This is a genomic window from uncultured Psychrobacter sp. (assembly GCF_947488565.1).
Classification (GTDB): Bacteria; Pseudomonadota; Gammaproteobacteria; order Pseudomonadales; family Moraxellaceae; genus Psychrobacter; species Psychrobacter saeujeotis.
The window spans coordinates 312,249-326,737 of record NZ_CANKZC010000001.1 but is presented as its reverse complement, the minus strand read 5'-3'; the positions used below and the strand labels follow the sequence as shown (position 1 = coordinate 326,737).

10 protein-coding genes and 1 tRNA gene are annotated in these 14,489 nt (G+C 43.2%); 8 read left to right on the top strand and 3 right to left on the bottom strand.

From position 1 onward, the window contains the following. Positions 1-328: 328 nt before the first annotated feature. The 7 genes from Q0890_RS01210 to Q0890_RS01180 all read left to right on the top strand — a co-directional run bounded on the left by Q0890_RS01210 (position 329) and on the right by Q0890_RS01180 (position 10,110). The gene (locus Q0890_RS01210) at positions 329-2,071 is read left to right on the top strand and encodes a S9 family peptidase (protein ID WP_299216457.1); all 1,743 of its coding nucleotides are present in this window, start codon (positions 329-331) and stop codon (positions 2,069-2,071) included. Between the two features lie 382 nt (positions 2,072-2,453). Further along, complete coding sequence (gyrA, locus tag Q0890_RS01205; protein ID WP_299216454.1) at positions 2,454-5,216, top strand: DNA gyrase subunit A; 2,763 nt, start codon at positions 2,454-2,456, stop codon at positions 5,214-5,216. Positions 5,217-5,389: 173 nt separating this feature from the next. Then, on the top strand, positions 5,390-6,460 hold the full coding sequence (gene rarD, locus Q0890_RS01200; protein WP_299216451.1) for an EamA family transporter RarD: 1,071 nt from the start codon (positions 5,390-5,392) through the stop codon (positions 6,458-6,460). A gap of 231 nt (positions 6,461-6,691) precedes the next feature. Next, a complete protein-coding gene (gene rarD, locus Q0890_RS01195; protein ID WP_299216448.1) occupies positions 6,692-7,762 on the top strand; it encodes an EamA family transporter RarD in 1,071 nt (356 codons plus the stop codon). 157 nt (positions 7,763-7,919) lie between these two features. After that, a complete protein-coding gene (locus tag Q0890_RS01190; protein WP_299216445.1) occupies positions 7,920-8,588 on the top strand; it encodes a glutathione S-transferase in 669 nt (222 codons plus the stop codon). Positions 8,589-8,704: 116 nt separating this feature from the next. Continuing rightward, positions 8,705-8,950 carry a hypothetical protein gene (locus Q0890_RS01185; RefSeq protein ID WP_299216442.1) on the top strand — a complete coding sequence of 82 codons (246 nt, stop codon included), beginning with the start codon at positions 8,705-8,707 and terminating at the stop codon, positions 8,948-8,950. Between the two features lie 44 nt (positions 8,951-8,994). Then, a complete protein-coding gene (locus Q0890_RS01180; protein WP_299216439.1) occupies positions 8,995-10,110 on the top strand; it encodes a ribonuclease Z in 1,116 nt (371 codons plus the stop codon). Between the two features lies 1 nt (position 10,111). On the opposite strand, the gene Q0890_RS01175 is transcribed toward Q0890_RS01180, so the two are convergent. Then, positions 10,112-11,080 (bottom strand): ATP-binding protein, encoded by a 969-nt coding sequence (locus tag Q0890_RS01175; RefSeq protein WP_299216436.1) that lies wholly within the window; start codon positions 11,078-11,080, stop codon positions 10,112-10,114. A gap of 68 nt (positions 11,081-11,148) precedes the next feature. On the opposite strand from Q0890_RS01175, the gene Q0890_RS01170 reads away from it, so the two are divergent. Further along, the gene (locus Q0890_RS01170) at positions 11,149-12,162 is read left to right on the top strand and encodes a serine/threonine-protein kinase (RefSeq protein ID WP_299216433.1); all 1,014 of its coding nucleotides are present in this window, start codon (positions 11,149-11,151) and stop codon (positions 12,160-12,162) included. Between the two features lie 81 nt (positions 12,163-12,243). On the opposite strand, the gene Q0890_RS01165 is transcribed toward Q0890_RS01170, so the two are convergent. Both Q0890_RS01165 and Q0890_RS01160 read right to left on the bottom strand, forming a co-directional pair. Then, positions 12,244-12,328 (bottom strand) — tRNA-Leu (locus tag Q0890_RS01165). Between the two features lie 248 nt (positions 12,329-12,576). After that, positions 12,577-14,355, bottom strand: a complete 1,779-nt coding sequence (locus Q0890_RS01160) for a sigma 54-interacting transcriptional regulator (RefSeq protein WP_299216430.1) — start codon at positions 14,353-14,355, stop codon at positions 12,577-12,579. Between the last annotated feature and the right edge of the window lie 134 nt (positions 14,356-14,489).

The following is a 14,489-nucleotide window of genomic DNA, read 5'->3' as shown; positions in this document are numbered from 1 at the left end:
TATAGGGATTGATAAGAAAGATTATAACAAGGACTTATAATATAAAGAGGTAGTGTAACGAGTAGAAATTTTTTGTCTACCACAACCGTAATTTTATCCATTAACGACACATTTTAGTCTGTATGCACGCATCAGTTATGGGCAATTGACGAATAATTATATGACAGCAGATTACATGGTTTTCGGTAGCTTTTCATCACCGTTTACGGTATAAACAATAAGGTATAAGAGATAACAATAGTTATGTTATCTTTATATAAAGTAGGTTTTGGTCAACTGCCAAGGACGTCTGACAATTTTCGCTTTATCACTGCTAAGGATAGCAATTATGTCTAAATTTGAATCCAATCTTAATAAAGACAGCAAGACCGCTCCAGTTAATATTATAAATGTTCAGCAAACAAACTCTATTAGTATCCCAACGAAATCATGCAAACCAACTATGGTGCGAGGTGTGCTATCAGTCGCCGTAGCAAGTAGTTTACTATTGATGGCCGGTTGCGGAGACGATGATACCACGATCACCACTGAGTATATTACATCCGTTCAGGCTGTTAACGCATTTAATAAAGCCCAGATAGATGGTGGTTTTGGTCTGGAGAACACTGCAACACCTGCAGCAAAGTGTGACATCAAAGTAGAAAAAGTCAGCTATCCAACAGTAGGGGCAGCAGGCGAGCGTACGAATGCAACAGCGGCATTGATGTTACCGAGTGGTGATAGTGCCGACTGTCAAGGCGATCGACCTGTATTGCTCTATGCACATGGCACCACTACTGACAAAGCCTATGATTTTAGTCAAGTAGGTAATCCGCAAAATCCAGCAGGAGCAGAGGCAACCCTTATAGCAGCAAATTTTGCGGCGCAAGGTTATATTGTGGTCGCGCCCAACTATGCTGGATATGATGATTCTGAGCTTGATTATCATCCTTACCTAGTGGCAGATCAACAGTCAACTGATATGATTGATGCCTTAGATAGCGCGCGTGTGATAATCAAAAAGCAGCAGCGCAGCAGTGATACTAAGTACACCACTATCGACGACTCTGGTGAACTGTTTATTAGCGGATATTCACAAGGTGGCTATGTGGCCATGGCCGCAGCAAGGCTGTTAGAGCAACAAGGCAAATCTGTAACAGCAATAGCGCCATCATCAGGACCTTACGCATTAGCTGCTTTCGGCGATTATATATTTTCAGGCAACGTCAATATTGGCGCGACAAGATTTGCACCGCTACTGGCAACTGGCCTGCAAAAAAAGTATAAAAACATCTATCGAAATAGCACCGATATCTTTACGACAAACTATTCAAACACTCAGCTACCAAGCTTGTTAAGCTTTGGAGAGCTGGTCGCGTCTAACAAGCTGCCAGATAACGCATTGTTTGAGGATAATCCCCAAAACAACCCTACACTTGATATGTTACCGCCACCGACTGTCCCGTTTGCGTTCTTAGGGTTTGCCGATGATAACTATCTTATCAAAACGGATTTTCGCACCACTTATGTAGCCGATGCGCTGCAAAATCCTGATAGTCTGACAGCCAAAACGGGTGTACTTCCAGCAGACAGTCCACAAGATAACTTACGCAAAGCCCTAAAAGCCAATGATCTACGCGGCTACATACCTAAAATGCCAACATTATTGTGCGGTGGTAATCAAGACCCAACCGTATACTATGACCTAAATACGGGTTCGATGTCGGCTATATTGCAACAAGCTAGCATGAGTCCAGCTGCTAATCTAAACATTACTGTATTAGATGTGGACGCAACCAATGATGATGATCGAGATCAAAACACAGTGACATCGATCGGTAGTGCTGCTATGAGCAATGCTTGGATGAATACAGATACAATCGATAATATCCAAAATAGATTTGCCACGACTTTGACGGCAGTTCAAAATCAAGCTATTGCAGATGCGCAGTCAGCAGGAGTCACCAACCCAGATTTACTAGCACAAGCAGCAGGTGCTGCGGTACTGGCCAGCTATCATGGCGGATTGACCAGTGCCTCTTGTACTCAAGCTGCGCGTGAGTTTTTTGAACAGAACTTTAGACAATCATAAGAGGACGCACGTAATAAAATTGTTCGTACGTAGGCGTTGAACAGATAATAATAACAACGCCTAAAAACTGCATCTACTCTGGTGCAGTTTTTTTGTTTTATCGGTAAAAAATAAATACTACTACGCACGCTCAATCAGCATTTTTACTAGATTTTAATGACCGTGAAATGTCCCTAAATCAGCAAATTTGTGCTAAAATAGCTTCTTTTATTCAACCTTAAAACTATCACCGTTTTCCTACTATTTTACCCGCTTGATGGTGCTTTTTTATAGTCTGTTTCTCATTAATATTGACGCTTTTATGCGCCTTTATTTTTGTATGAGTATGAGCGTCTCCAACTGAGTCAAATATTAGAAAAATAATGTGAGTGAAGGAGTGTATATGAGCGAATCGGTCAGTCCTATTGGCATCGTAGATGAACTAAAGCAGTCCTATCTGGATTATGCGATGAGCGTGATCGTCTCGCGTGCGCTGCCTGATGTGCGTGATGGGTTCAAACCTGTACACCGCCGCGTGATGTACGCCATGCACGTGCTATCAAACGATTATAACAAGCCCTATAAAAAATCTGCGCGTGTGGTCGGTGATGTCATTGGTAAATATCACCCGCATGGTGATAGTGCGGTCTATGATGCCATCGTACGTATGGCGCAGGACTTTAGTTTGCGTTATCCGATGGTTGACGGTCAAGGTAACTTTGGCTCGATTGATGATGATCCACCAGCAGCGATGCGTTATACCGAAGTGCGTATGACCAAGCTGACGCATCAAATGCTGGCTGATTTGGACAAAGATACGGTCGATTGGGAGGACAACTACGACGGCTCTGAGCGTATGCCAAGTGTCATGCCAGCACGTATTCCTAACTTACTGGTCAACGGCGCGACAGGTATCGCCGTCGGTATGGCGACCAATATGGCGCCGCACAACCTAACTGAGGTGATTAATGCCTGCCTAGCTTATGCTGAAAACCCGCAAGTATCAGGCGAGGAGCTGATGAGTCATATCTCAGGCCCTGACTTCCCGACGGGCGGTATCATCTATGGTCGTGCGGGTATTTTAGATGCCTATCGTACGGGTAAAGGTCGTCTGCATATACGGGGTCGCTATCATATCGAGCCTATGAGTGATACAGGTGTCAACCGTGATCGCGAGCGTATCGTCTTCACTGAAGTGCCGTATCAAGCCAATAAAGCCAAGCTCATTGAACGTATTGCTGAGCTGGTGCGTGACAAAAAAATCGAAGGCATTACTGAGATTCGTGATGAGTCTGACAAAGAAGGCATGCGCATCGCCATCGACTTACGCCGCGGTGAAACGGCTGAAGTTATCGTCAACAATCTATTTCTGCAAACGCCGCTTGAGTCTAGCTTTAGTATCAATATGGTGGCACTTGACAATGGTCAGCCAAAATTACTGACTTTGCGTCAGCTTATTGCCGCTTTTGTGCGTCACCGTCAAGAAGTCGTCACTCGCCGTACTATTTATGAGCTAAATAAAGCGCGCGTACGTGGTCATTTGCTCGAGGGCTTGACCGTTGCGTTGGCCAATATTGATGAAATCATTGCGACTATTAAAGCCTCTGCCAATCGCGGCTTGGCACGTGAAAGCTTGTTAAGTAACACCTGGGGCTCAGGCAGTGTGGTTGCGATGCTGACAGCCGCTGGCAGTCAATCAGTCCGTCCTGAATATATCGAAGGCGAAGATCCTAAGGCGCCGTTTGGTCTTATTGATGGCACAACCGCAGGTGAACAACGTTACCGCTTGTCACTGGAGCAGGTCAATGCCATCTTAGACATGCAGTTGCACCGCTTGACGGGCCTTGAACAGGATAAGTTGACCGAAGAGTACCAAGACTTATTGCGTGAAATCGCTCATTTAGAATCTATTCTTGGTGATTTTGATAAGCTGATGACTATTATCTCCAACGAGATGATTGAGATTCGTGATAATTTTGGGGATGAGCGACGTACCGACATTATTGACTCACGTACTGATTTTAATCGTGAAGATCTTATTCCTGAACAAACCGTCGTCATGACTGTCTCACGTACAGGCTACGCCAAGACTCAGCCTATTGATGATTATGTCGCGCAAAAACGTGGCGGTAAAGGCAAGTCTGCAACCGCGATGAAAGAAGATGATGTGATTGATCATTTAGTCGTGACCTCAACGCATGCAACGGTACTGTGTTTTACTGATACTGGACGTGTCTTTAGTTTACGTGGTTTTGAAGTGCCTATTGCCAGTCGCGGCTCTCGCGGTCGTCCATTGGTCAATCTGATTGGTCTAAATGGCGACGAAACGGTGACGACTATTTTACCAATACCGCAGACCACGTCCGAGGTAACGGGTCATTTTGTATTCTTTGCCACAGCCAATGGTACAGTGAAGCGGGTAGAGCTAGAGCAATTTGCTAGCATTCGCTCTAATGGTCTGATTGCTGTGGTTTTAGAAGATGGTGACAAATTGGTCAGCGCGCGCATTACCAATGGTAGCCAAGATGTCATGCTGTTTGCTTCAAGTGGTAAAGCCATCCGTTTTGATGAAAACGATGCACGCTCGATGGGTCGTACGGCGAAGGGCGTACGTGGTATGCGTCTCGCTGATGATGAGTTTATCAAATCATTGGTTGTTATCGAAGACGACGTACGCGAAATCCTGATTGCCTGTGAAAACGGCTTTGGTAAGCGTACCTTTATTGATGAATTTAACACTCAAAACCGTGGCGGCGGCGGTGTTATCGCTATCAAGACCAGTCAACGTAATGGCGCTTTAGTACGTGCTACCAAGGTTGAGCCTGAAGATGATATTATCCTAATTTCAGACAAAGGCACGCTTGTACGTACACCAGTAGAACATGTTGCAAGTGCAGGTCGTAATACTCAAGGCGTCACACTCATTCGGTTGTCTAAAGATGAAAAACTGGTGGCGATGGCACGTGTTGAAAACGAAGAGAGCGACAATGAGCTGATTGATGCGATGAAACAGGATGGAACGTTTGAGTCAGAAGAGCAAGTAAACACAAGTGGCTCAACTGACAATGCTGCAAGTGCTGACATAAGCGAGTCTATTGATATTGCAAATGATCATACATTAGGTGATACAGCAAACGATAGCAATGACGTTATCGATGAAGAATAAGCGGAACGAATGAGTGTCTAGTTGAATAGCTTTTTAGTTTAGTTCTTTGTAACTTTGCTACAAAAAAGCCTCTGACGTTATTGTTGGAGGCTTTTGTTTGTTTCTTCGTTTTTTGATGTTTTAAGTTGTTTATAAATTATGCCCATAAAGTTCTATTTTTTAAGGCGACTGTTATGCTCACTACCAATCAAACTTTTCAAGGAACCGTTGCATCGGTAACATCAAGTTTTTTATTTGCGTTCATGTTCTTGTTTGGGTTATTTATGATGCCCTTGTCAGGTACACAGGTCGCATCATGGCGCGTGCTGATGATGTTATTGAGTCTAGTATTATTGGTTAGTCTTACCAAGCAGTGGCAACATGTCTTTGATTATTTAAAAACGCTAAAAACGCCCAAAGATTGGTTATTATTTCTACTACCAACACCAATACTCGGCGGACAGATTTGGCTGTTTATGTGGGGGCCTGTCAACGGCTACGGTCTTGACGTGACTTTGGGCTATTTTTTATTGCCACTTATCATGATAGTAGTTGGGCGCTTTTTTTATCACGAACATATGAGTATCCTACAATGGGTAGCAGCACTATCTGCAGCGATAGGGGTTGGTTATGATATATTTCAATACGGTTCGATATCATGGGTCACCTTGTTTGCGTGTTTGGGTTATCCACCATATTACCTGCTACGACGTAAATTGGCGGTACCGCCAGTGACTGGTTTATTGTCTGATCTTACTTTATTGGCGCCTGTGGTGTTAATCATGCTTTATGTTAGCGGTGGCTTTAGTATGGCGATGCAGACCAGTAAGTTTTGGTATCTGTTACCATTACTTGGCGCGTTTAGTGCTCTAGCAATGTCGCTCTCTATGGTTGCTAGTAGTAAATTGCCTGTTTCGTTGTTTGGCGCGCTCAGCTATCTTGAGCCTATGCTGTTGTTTGTATTTTCTATTACGATATTGGGTCAAAGTCTTCATGAAGGCGGCTCTTTATTTATGTATGGTATGATTACTTTGGCGTTGATTTTCATGATTTTAGAAAGTAGTTTGGGTTACGTAACGCGTCGCCGCGACAACCGACTCCATGGCTATAATGAGCCACAAGTGGTCGGCTTCCCTCCGCGTCGCCGTCTGATAGATCGCCGTATAAACGGTGTGCTGACAGCCCATCGTTTTCGTAGAATTAGAAAGTATCAAAGCAAAATAGATAAAATGCAGCGAAAAATAGAGCGATTAGATGTAAAATAAGTGTTTGCCAAAAATTAATAGGTAAATTGACGGTCCAGTTAAGTAGACATATTGCTTATATGGTTTGACTTTGACATAATGCCGACCATGATGTAAGCCGAACACATCAAAAGCGTTCAACTTAGATTGCGCGACGATCTTATATACAAAAGCCTCAGACGTTCTCGTCTGAGGCTTTTGTTTTTTTTAAAAATTGCCATGGATGTGCCCCAATCGTTAAAGGCTGTTGTGATGCTGACTATTAACCAAACTTCGCAGGGTACAATCACTGCTGTTGCTGCAAATTTTTTATACTCATTACTGTTCTTATTTGGCCTACTGCTACAACCATTATCAGGTACGCAGGTCGCTTCGTGGCGCGTGCTGACAATGTTTTTTAGTCTGGTGTTGCTAGTAAGCGTACTAAAGCAATGGCAGCACATTTTTGATTATCTAAAAACACTAAAAAACGCAAAAGAGTGGTTTTTGTTTATACTACCCACACCGATTTTAGGCGCGCAAATCTGGATATTTATGTGGGCGCCAGTCAATGGCTTGGGGCTTGAGGTAACGTTGGGTTATTTCCTATATCCGATGATTATGATCGTTGTTGGTAGGTTTTTTTACAATGAAGACATGAGTTTGCTGCAATGGGCTGCGATACTTTTTGCAGGCGCAGGTATTGCTTATGATATTTTTCAATACGGGGCAATATCTTGGGCGACTTTATTTGTTTGCTTGGGTTATCCTCCTTACTATTTACTACGTCGCAAGCTAGCAGTGCCGCCTATCACTGGTCTGATCTCAGACCTTGTATTGTTGTTACCGGTGGTACTGGTTGCACTATATATGAATGGCGGTTTTGAAGTAGCAATTACCAATCACAAACTTTGGTATCTACTGCCTTTATTAGGTATTATCAGCACCGCTGCGATGTCACTAACGATGGTAGCGAGTCAAAAGTTGCCTGTCTCACTATTTGGGACTTTGTGCTACCTTGAGCCAATATTCTTGTTCATATTTTCAATCGCAATTTTAGATCGTAACTTACATGATGGTGGCTCTATACTAATGTACAGTATGATTTTTATCGCACTACTGATTATGATTGCTGATAGCGCATTGGGTTATATGGCGCGCAAACGTGAGGACCGTCTACATGGCTACAATGAGCCACAAGTTGGCAGTTTTCCACCACGTCGCCGTTTAAAGAATCGCCGTATCAAAGGCGTATTGGCTGCACATCGGTTTCGCAAAATTAGACGGTATCAATCCAAAATGAATAAGATATCGGATAAAATCGATCAGCTATATTCAAGATAAAACCGCAAAAATACGAGATATAAAACGCATCATACAGTCATTAATTTTGACTGTTTTTGAATGATATGACTGTATTAAAGCATGGCTAAGTGCGCTATCATCAATAGCATTAATAAGTTGCTTTGTTTAACTTACCAACCATCATTAGGGTGAATCCATGTTACATCTGCATCATTTAGAGAACTCGCGCTCGTTTCGTATCATATGGCTTTTGGAAGAACTAAACGCTGACTATCAGCTGACTTGTTACGAGCGTACTAAAGCTTACCGTGCGCCTGAAAGTTTAAAGAAAATTCATCCACTTGGTCATACTCCTATCTTGGAGGTGAACGGGCGTGCGCTGGTCGAATCAGGATTTATCATTGAGTATTTACTCAAGCATTATGATAAAGAACAACATCTTAAACCTACTGATGACAATGAAGAGGCATGGGAGTCTTATACTTTTTGGCTACACTTTGCTGAAGCATCAATCATGCCGCTGTTGGTCATGCGTTTGGTATTTACCAAAGTGGTCGAAAAATCACCAATGCTTATCAAGCCTGTGAGCAAGAGTATTCGTAAGCAAGTCGAAAACAATATGATTAGTGATAGCCTGACAACGATGCTAAATATGATGGAGCAGCAACTACAGCACAATCATTGGTTTGCAGGTGAAGCTTTTAGTGCTGCAGACATTCAGATGCATCTTGTGGTCGTCGCTACCAATGCAGGGAGTGGGCTCGACAAAGTAAAATACGCCAATATATTAAATTGGTTAAAACGCTGCGAAGCGCGAGCAGCTTTCAAGCAAGCTGAAGTCAAAGGTGGCCGTGTCCAGTTCTAGGACTACTAGATTTATCAAAGTGTTTATAAATGCTAGCTATTGCTATGTTGATAGCGTTTGGGGCATGTTAAGTTCAATATGTCCCATCAATAAATAGTCCTCTAAAAGGTAAGACAATGACAGACTCTAATAACTTGAATAAACCCTCTGGTTCCGATAAGGATCAGCTGGCACGGCAGCAGCTTGCTTCTCAGCAAGTAACTGTTAAGGCGTGGTCGCAAAAGATATTAGTCGTTTTATTATGTATAGCAAGCTTCTATGGAGGCTGGAAGTCGCATGAATCTAGCATGGTCAATCAATGCTTTGCTAGTGGCGGTCAAATCGTTGAGGGTGATAAAACCATTCTTTGTAAATTGTCGTAAATCATATTAGATTTGAAAAACTCTTTTGCTATGAATAATAAACCATGCTGCAACTAACCTTTTTAGGGACATCGGCTGGTGTGCCGACCAAGCAGCGCAACGTAACAGCGCTGGCGATTGAGTGCCTTAATCCTTATCTGTCCGGATCTAATCAACAGCAGAGTAAAAAATCGCGTCCGTGGTTACTCATTGATTGCGGTGAAGGTACACAGCAGCAACTGCTCCATACCAAGCTATCACTGCATCAGCTTACCGCTATTTGTATTACTCATGTGCATGGCGATCATTGCTATGGTTTGCCAGGATTGCTCGCTAGTGCTGCCATGTCAGGGCGTACCGCGCCGCTGATTCTTATCGCACCCAAAGCCATTAGCAAACTATTAGATGCTGTAATACTAGCTACTGAGTTGCATTTGCCATTTGCCATCGATTTTATGGCGATTGAAGATTTGCTATATCAGCCAAATAATGAAAATAAAGGTCAGGTAAGTATCAGCTTGGATAAGCAGCAACAGCTTGCGATAGATATTCATCCTCTATCACATCGCGTGCCATCCTATGGTTTTGGTATTACTCAGACTATCAGTCGTCGCACGCTCAATACCGATAAATTGCTAGCAGCTGGTATTCCAGCTAGTAAGGTGTGGGGGAGGTTGCAGCAAGGTGAAGATGTTATAACCGAGGACGGTAAGCAGTTACGCGCAGCAGATTACGTTGATAATGACGAACAACGTACAAGGGTCGTGGTGGCTGGTGATAACGATATGCCAAGTCTTTTAGCTTCTGCGCTACAAGATACCGATTTACTGGTACATGAGGCGACTTATACCAATGAAGTCTTAACCAAGATTCAAGCTAAAAATCCAGATTTTGACCCCATGCATAGTAGTGCACAGCGAGTTGGCAAGTTTGCACAAGATATGAGCTTGCCCAATCTCATTCTGACGCATTTTAGTGCCCGTTATCAGCGTTTCGATAATCCAGATAGCACGACGCCTAATATGGCGCATATCCGCTTAGATGCAAAAAGCGTTTATCACGGCAACTTATGGTTAGCGGCAGATTTTGCGCAATATAGGGTAGATGGTGCAGTAGAAGTAGTTGAAGGTCAAGCAGACAGCCGCGTACAGTATGTAGGATCTGCACGCGACAGCAAATGAGTTAAGACTGACTATCTGCAGCAGCCAATTGGGATTGTCCTATCCAGTAACGACTAAACTGATAAGCGACGCGTCCCGAACGTCCACCACGCTCTGATGCCCAACGCAGTGCCGCCGCTCTCACGATTTCGTCAAGCTCTTTATCATTATTATTACTATTAGCATTCATAATATTGCTAATAGTTTTTGCTTGCTGCAAGCTTAGATAATGCTGAACGATTTGCAAATACGTTTGCTGATTCATAGGATAAAACGACAACCACAAACCAAAGCGATCAGATAGCGATACGGTCTCATCAATGGTTTCGTAAGGGTTGACCTCATCGGTATTTCCATCGTAAATATTGACATTGTCTTTCATTAGTTGTGGCAATAGATGTCGACGATTGCTGGTCGCATACACCAATAGCTTATCTTGCTCAGAATCGAGCGAACCATCCAATACACTTTTTAGCGTACGATAGTTCTCATCCTGACCGTTAAACGCGAGATCATCACAGTACACCACATAGCGACTACCACAATCAGCTGGTAGCTCGTTGATGGCTGCGCGAATCTTGTCTAATACCAACAAATCATCGCGAGCAATCTCAATAACGCGCAAGCCTTCGCTATGATAGGCTTGCAGTAACGCTCGAATCAGTGATGATTTACCTGCGCCGCGTGTCCCAGTCATCAACACATGATTGGCTGGATAGCCTTTAAGAAATTGGCGCGTGTTTTGTACCAGTTTTGACTTTTGGGTGTCGATACCATGCAAGTCATCCAAACTCAAAAATAAGTTAACGGCTAACGGTTCTAAATGTCCGGTGCGTCCACCAACCCAGCGATACGCCAGCTGTGCAGGATCAATTTTGATAGTAGGGGTCACGTGCTCTGCTAAATATTGACTTAATAAGTCCAATAAAGGGGCAGGTAGGGCGTAATCAGTGGACGGTTTATCAGTAGATGGATTGGTTGGTTGGGACATAATGACTCTAATAATTAAGGTTACGTTTCATTTATTTTATAATGGTTTTAGAAGGGCTGAGTGATACCATGAAAAATAGTGCCAGCAATCCGCCTACAATACAAGCGATAACGCAAACCTTGCGTAGGCAAGCGGAAGAGCTACTACCAAAATTAAATACTGTGCTAGAAGGGTTGGGCTATTATGAGATAACCCATCAACGTATTAGCCAGCAAAATAATGACCAAAGGCAGTATGTCAAAAATACTAGTTACCAAGGGCTAACGCGTGCGCGCCATTCGCAGCTTTGTCGTGTCATGATTAAGTGGGAGCTTAGTCACGATAGTAATCATGAGTTGTCTACCTTACAACGTGAAGTTGCGGTCTTAACAGCTGTGAGCCATTCTCGGTCAACTGGGACTCAGAATACTCCTCAAACTATCGTACCACCAGTATTATCTTTCGAAACCGTATATATGAAATTTTTAGCGCAAAGATGGCAGCTTAATCTCCTTGCTATGCCTTACTACGAGAATGGTAACTTGGCTCAGCAGTTGAGCAATGAGAAATCCTCACTATTAAGCGATGAGAAAAAATATCAAATAATAAATCAGGTCGCGCACTTAATAGCCAATCTTCATAAAGCTGGTTGGCTGCATAATGATATTAAACCGAGTAATATTTTGCTAGATGATTTTTTGCCGAATAGTGCGGATAACAGCGTCATAGTACCTAATTTACGATTGACTGATTTTGCGTTAGCGAAGAATATCGACAAACCCAGCGTAGCAAACCCTGCCGGCACGCCAGCTTATCTCGCACCTGAGCGCTGGCAAGGGCAGGGCGCGACGATACAAAGTGATATCTACGCCTTTGGAATAATACTATATGAGATATTGACAAGCGAGCGACCGTTTAAAATCGATAATCAACGTAGTGAGCCACTAAAAGAGTGGGCAATTCAGCATTGCCAGCAGTCTATTTCAACCTTACCGCTAGAGTATCAGCGCTATCAAAGAATCATTAATGAGGCTTTGGCGAAGCGAGTAGAGAAACGGTATGAGAGTATGGAGGAAGTGTTAGAAGATTTGGAACGTGTTTAAGTCAAAAATAAAATCGCAGACACAAAAAAACCTGCTAAAAAGCAGGTTTTAATATTTGGTCTAAGATGTACTATCCGAAAATGGTGGGGCTGGAGAGACTCGAACTCTCACACCTTGCGGCGCCAGAACCTAAATCTGGTGCGTCTACCAATTCCGCCACAGCCCCATTATCAAAACTTTATCATCAAAAGTGTTTAAACTCAAACGCGATTAAGATAAATAACTGATTCGGTAGTGCGTCTCAGTGGTTGGCTATTATATAGAGTTTGAATAGTTTGGCAACCCCTTTTTGCAAATAATTTTAAATTAATCACAATTTTTTGTACTTGAATTTATAAATGTTTGATTTCACTACGACTTTCAAAGGAGCTTTTTCAAATACATAGTGTCAAATCTATTCTTGAACTTGTTTAATTATGACTCTTCTGATTGATTGTCTGATGAGTCAATATCGAGCAGATGAAGTTTACGGGTTAAGGTGTTGCGTCCCCAACCTAATAAGTTAGCCGCTGCAATCTTTTTGCCGCCGCTATAGGTGAGCGCTGCATTCAATAATACGCGTTCGAAATCGGGTGTTGCGGTCTGTAAGATATCGGTTTCGCCCGCCTGTAGCGATTCTTTCGCCCAGTCTGCTAGCACTTCTTGCCAAGTTGAAGTCGCAACCGAGTAGGAGGTAGACTCTAAAGGCTGCATTACGTCATTACGATGAAAGTCATTATCATAAACGCCATTATGTGGTTGATTAGGTTGTTGCTGCAAAGAATGATGATGATTATCCAAGAGCTCAGGTGGTAAATCTTCGACCAAAACCGTGTCACCCGTTGCCATGACCGTCAACCACAAACAGACATTTTCGAGTTGACGCACGTTGCCTCGCCAGTCAAAGGCCTGCATGAGATGCAGTGCTTGGGGGTGCAGCTGCTTTGGTGCAGTGTTCATTTGCTCAGCGGCGCGCTGCATAAAGTGTGTAGTAAGTGCTGGAATATCCTCACGGCGTGCGCGCAATGGTGGTAATGGCAAACGAATGACGTTGAGACGATAAAATAAATCCTCACGAAACTTGCCTTGCTGTACGAGATGCTCTAGGTTTTGATGAGTCGCAGCGATGATACGTACGTCAACCTTGATAGGCTGCTGCCCGCCAACGCGATAAAACTCACCATTTGCTAGTACCCGTAGCAAGCGTGTTTGTGTACTAAAGGGCATGTCACCGATTTCATCCAAAAACAGCGTGCCACCGTCTGCTTGCTCAAAGCGTCCTTGCCTGCGCGTGGTAGCGCCTGTAAAAGCCCCTTTTTCATGGCCAAATAGTTCAGATTCAATCAAATCATGAGGAATGGCTGCCATATTGAGTGCGATAAAAGGCTCTTGCTGCCTTGGTGAGTGCTGATGTAGGGCGCTTGCGACCAGCTCTTTGCCGGTCCCTGATTCACCAGTGATTAGTACGGTGATAGGAGAATGTGCCAGTCGTCCAACGGCTCGAAAGACCGTTTGCATGGCCTGTGACTGTCCAATAATACCATTAGGGTTGTTGTTAGACTTATCAGTAGCTTTATCTTTTAACGAATCCTTGTCTTTGACCGAGTTGTCAGAGCTGTTGGTTGGTTTCGTTGTTAGATTTAGCTTGCTCTCTTTTTTTGCCTGAGCTTTGACATCGGTTTCGGCTTGCTTATTATTTATCTGATGAGTTGGCTGATAATTGATAGCTTTATAAATTATTGCGACTGCATCATCTAGATCAAAGGGTTTGGGTAGATATTCAAATGCGCCTGTCTGATAACTGTCAATAGCAGAGCTAATGTCCGAATGAGCAGTCATAATAACGATAGGTAGCTGAGGAAAATGCTTATGTACCCATCCACTAAACGACAAGCCATCCATCATTGGCATACGAATATCAGTTAATATGACATCCGGCAACTGCGTCGCTGATGCATGTTGTTGTAAGACATCATTAAGCTGAGTCCATGCCGCCTGCGCTTGCGTAAAGCTGACAACCATAAAACCAGCGTCTTCAAAAGTATCGGCCAATACTAAGCGCAATGCCGCATCGTCATCAATCAGCCATAAAGTCGCAGAGTTGTCGTTGGGTGCATTATTGACTGTTACTTTGATGGTTTGAGCACTTGTTGATTCGTCATGTAACGTTTGACTATCGCTTTTAGGGTTATGGTTGTCGTTAAGTTCAGTCATGTATCAGGCCTAATAAGCAATTATTTTAGAGTTATCATTGGTAATTCAAGATTGGCATTAATTTTTTATTTATAGTCAATACTAAATAAAATCGATACATTATTAATAGTCACGTGCTGCTGGGGTAAATTTTA

Bases quoted from the DNA above. Each gene is read 5' to 3' on its own strand.
- Q0890_RS01180 (WP_299216439.1), top strand. From the start codon at position 8,995: ATGCTGCAACTAACCTTTTTAGGGACATCGGCTGGTGTGCCGACCAAG.
- Q0890_RS01190 (WP_299216445.1), top strand. From the start codon at position 7,920: ATGTTACATCTGCATCATTTAGAGAACTCGCGCTCGTTTCGTATCATA.
- rarD (WP_299216448.1), top strand. From the start codon at position 6,692: ATGCTGACTATTAACCAAACTTCGCAGGGTACAATCACTGCTGTTGCT.
- Q0890_RS01185 (WP_299216442.1), top strand. From the start codon at position 8,705: ATGACAGACTCTAATAACTTGAATAAACCCTCTGGTTCCGATAAGGAT.
- rarD (WP_299216451.1), top strand. From the start codon at position 5,390: ATGCTCACTACCAATCAAACTTTTCAAGGAACCGTTGCATCGGTAACA.
- Q0890_RS01160 (WP_299216430.1), bottom strand. From the start codon at position 14,355: ATGACTGAACTTAACGACAACCATAACCCTAAAAGCGATAGTCAAACG.
- Q0890_RS01210 (WP_299216457.1), top strand. From the start codon at position 329: ATGTCTAAATTTGAATCCAATCTTAATAAAGACAGCAAGACCGCTCCA.
- gyrA (WP_299216454.1), top strand. From the start codon at position 2,454: ATGAGCGAATCGGTCAGTCCTATTGGCATCGTAGATGAACTAAAGCAG.
- Q0890_RS01170 (WP_299216433.1), top strand. From the start codon at position 11,149: ATGAAAAATAGTGCCAGCAATCCGCCTACAATACAAGCGATAACGCAA.
- Q0890_RS01175 (WP_299216436.1), bottom strand. From the start codon at position 11,080: ATGTCCCAACCAACCAATCCATCTACTGATAAACCGTCCACTGATTAC.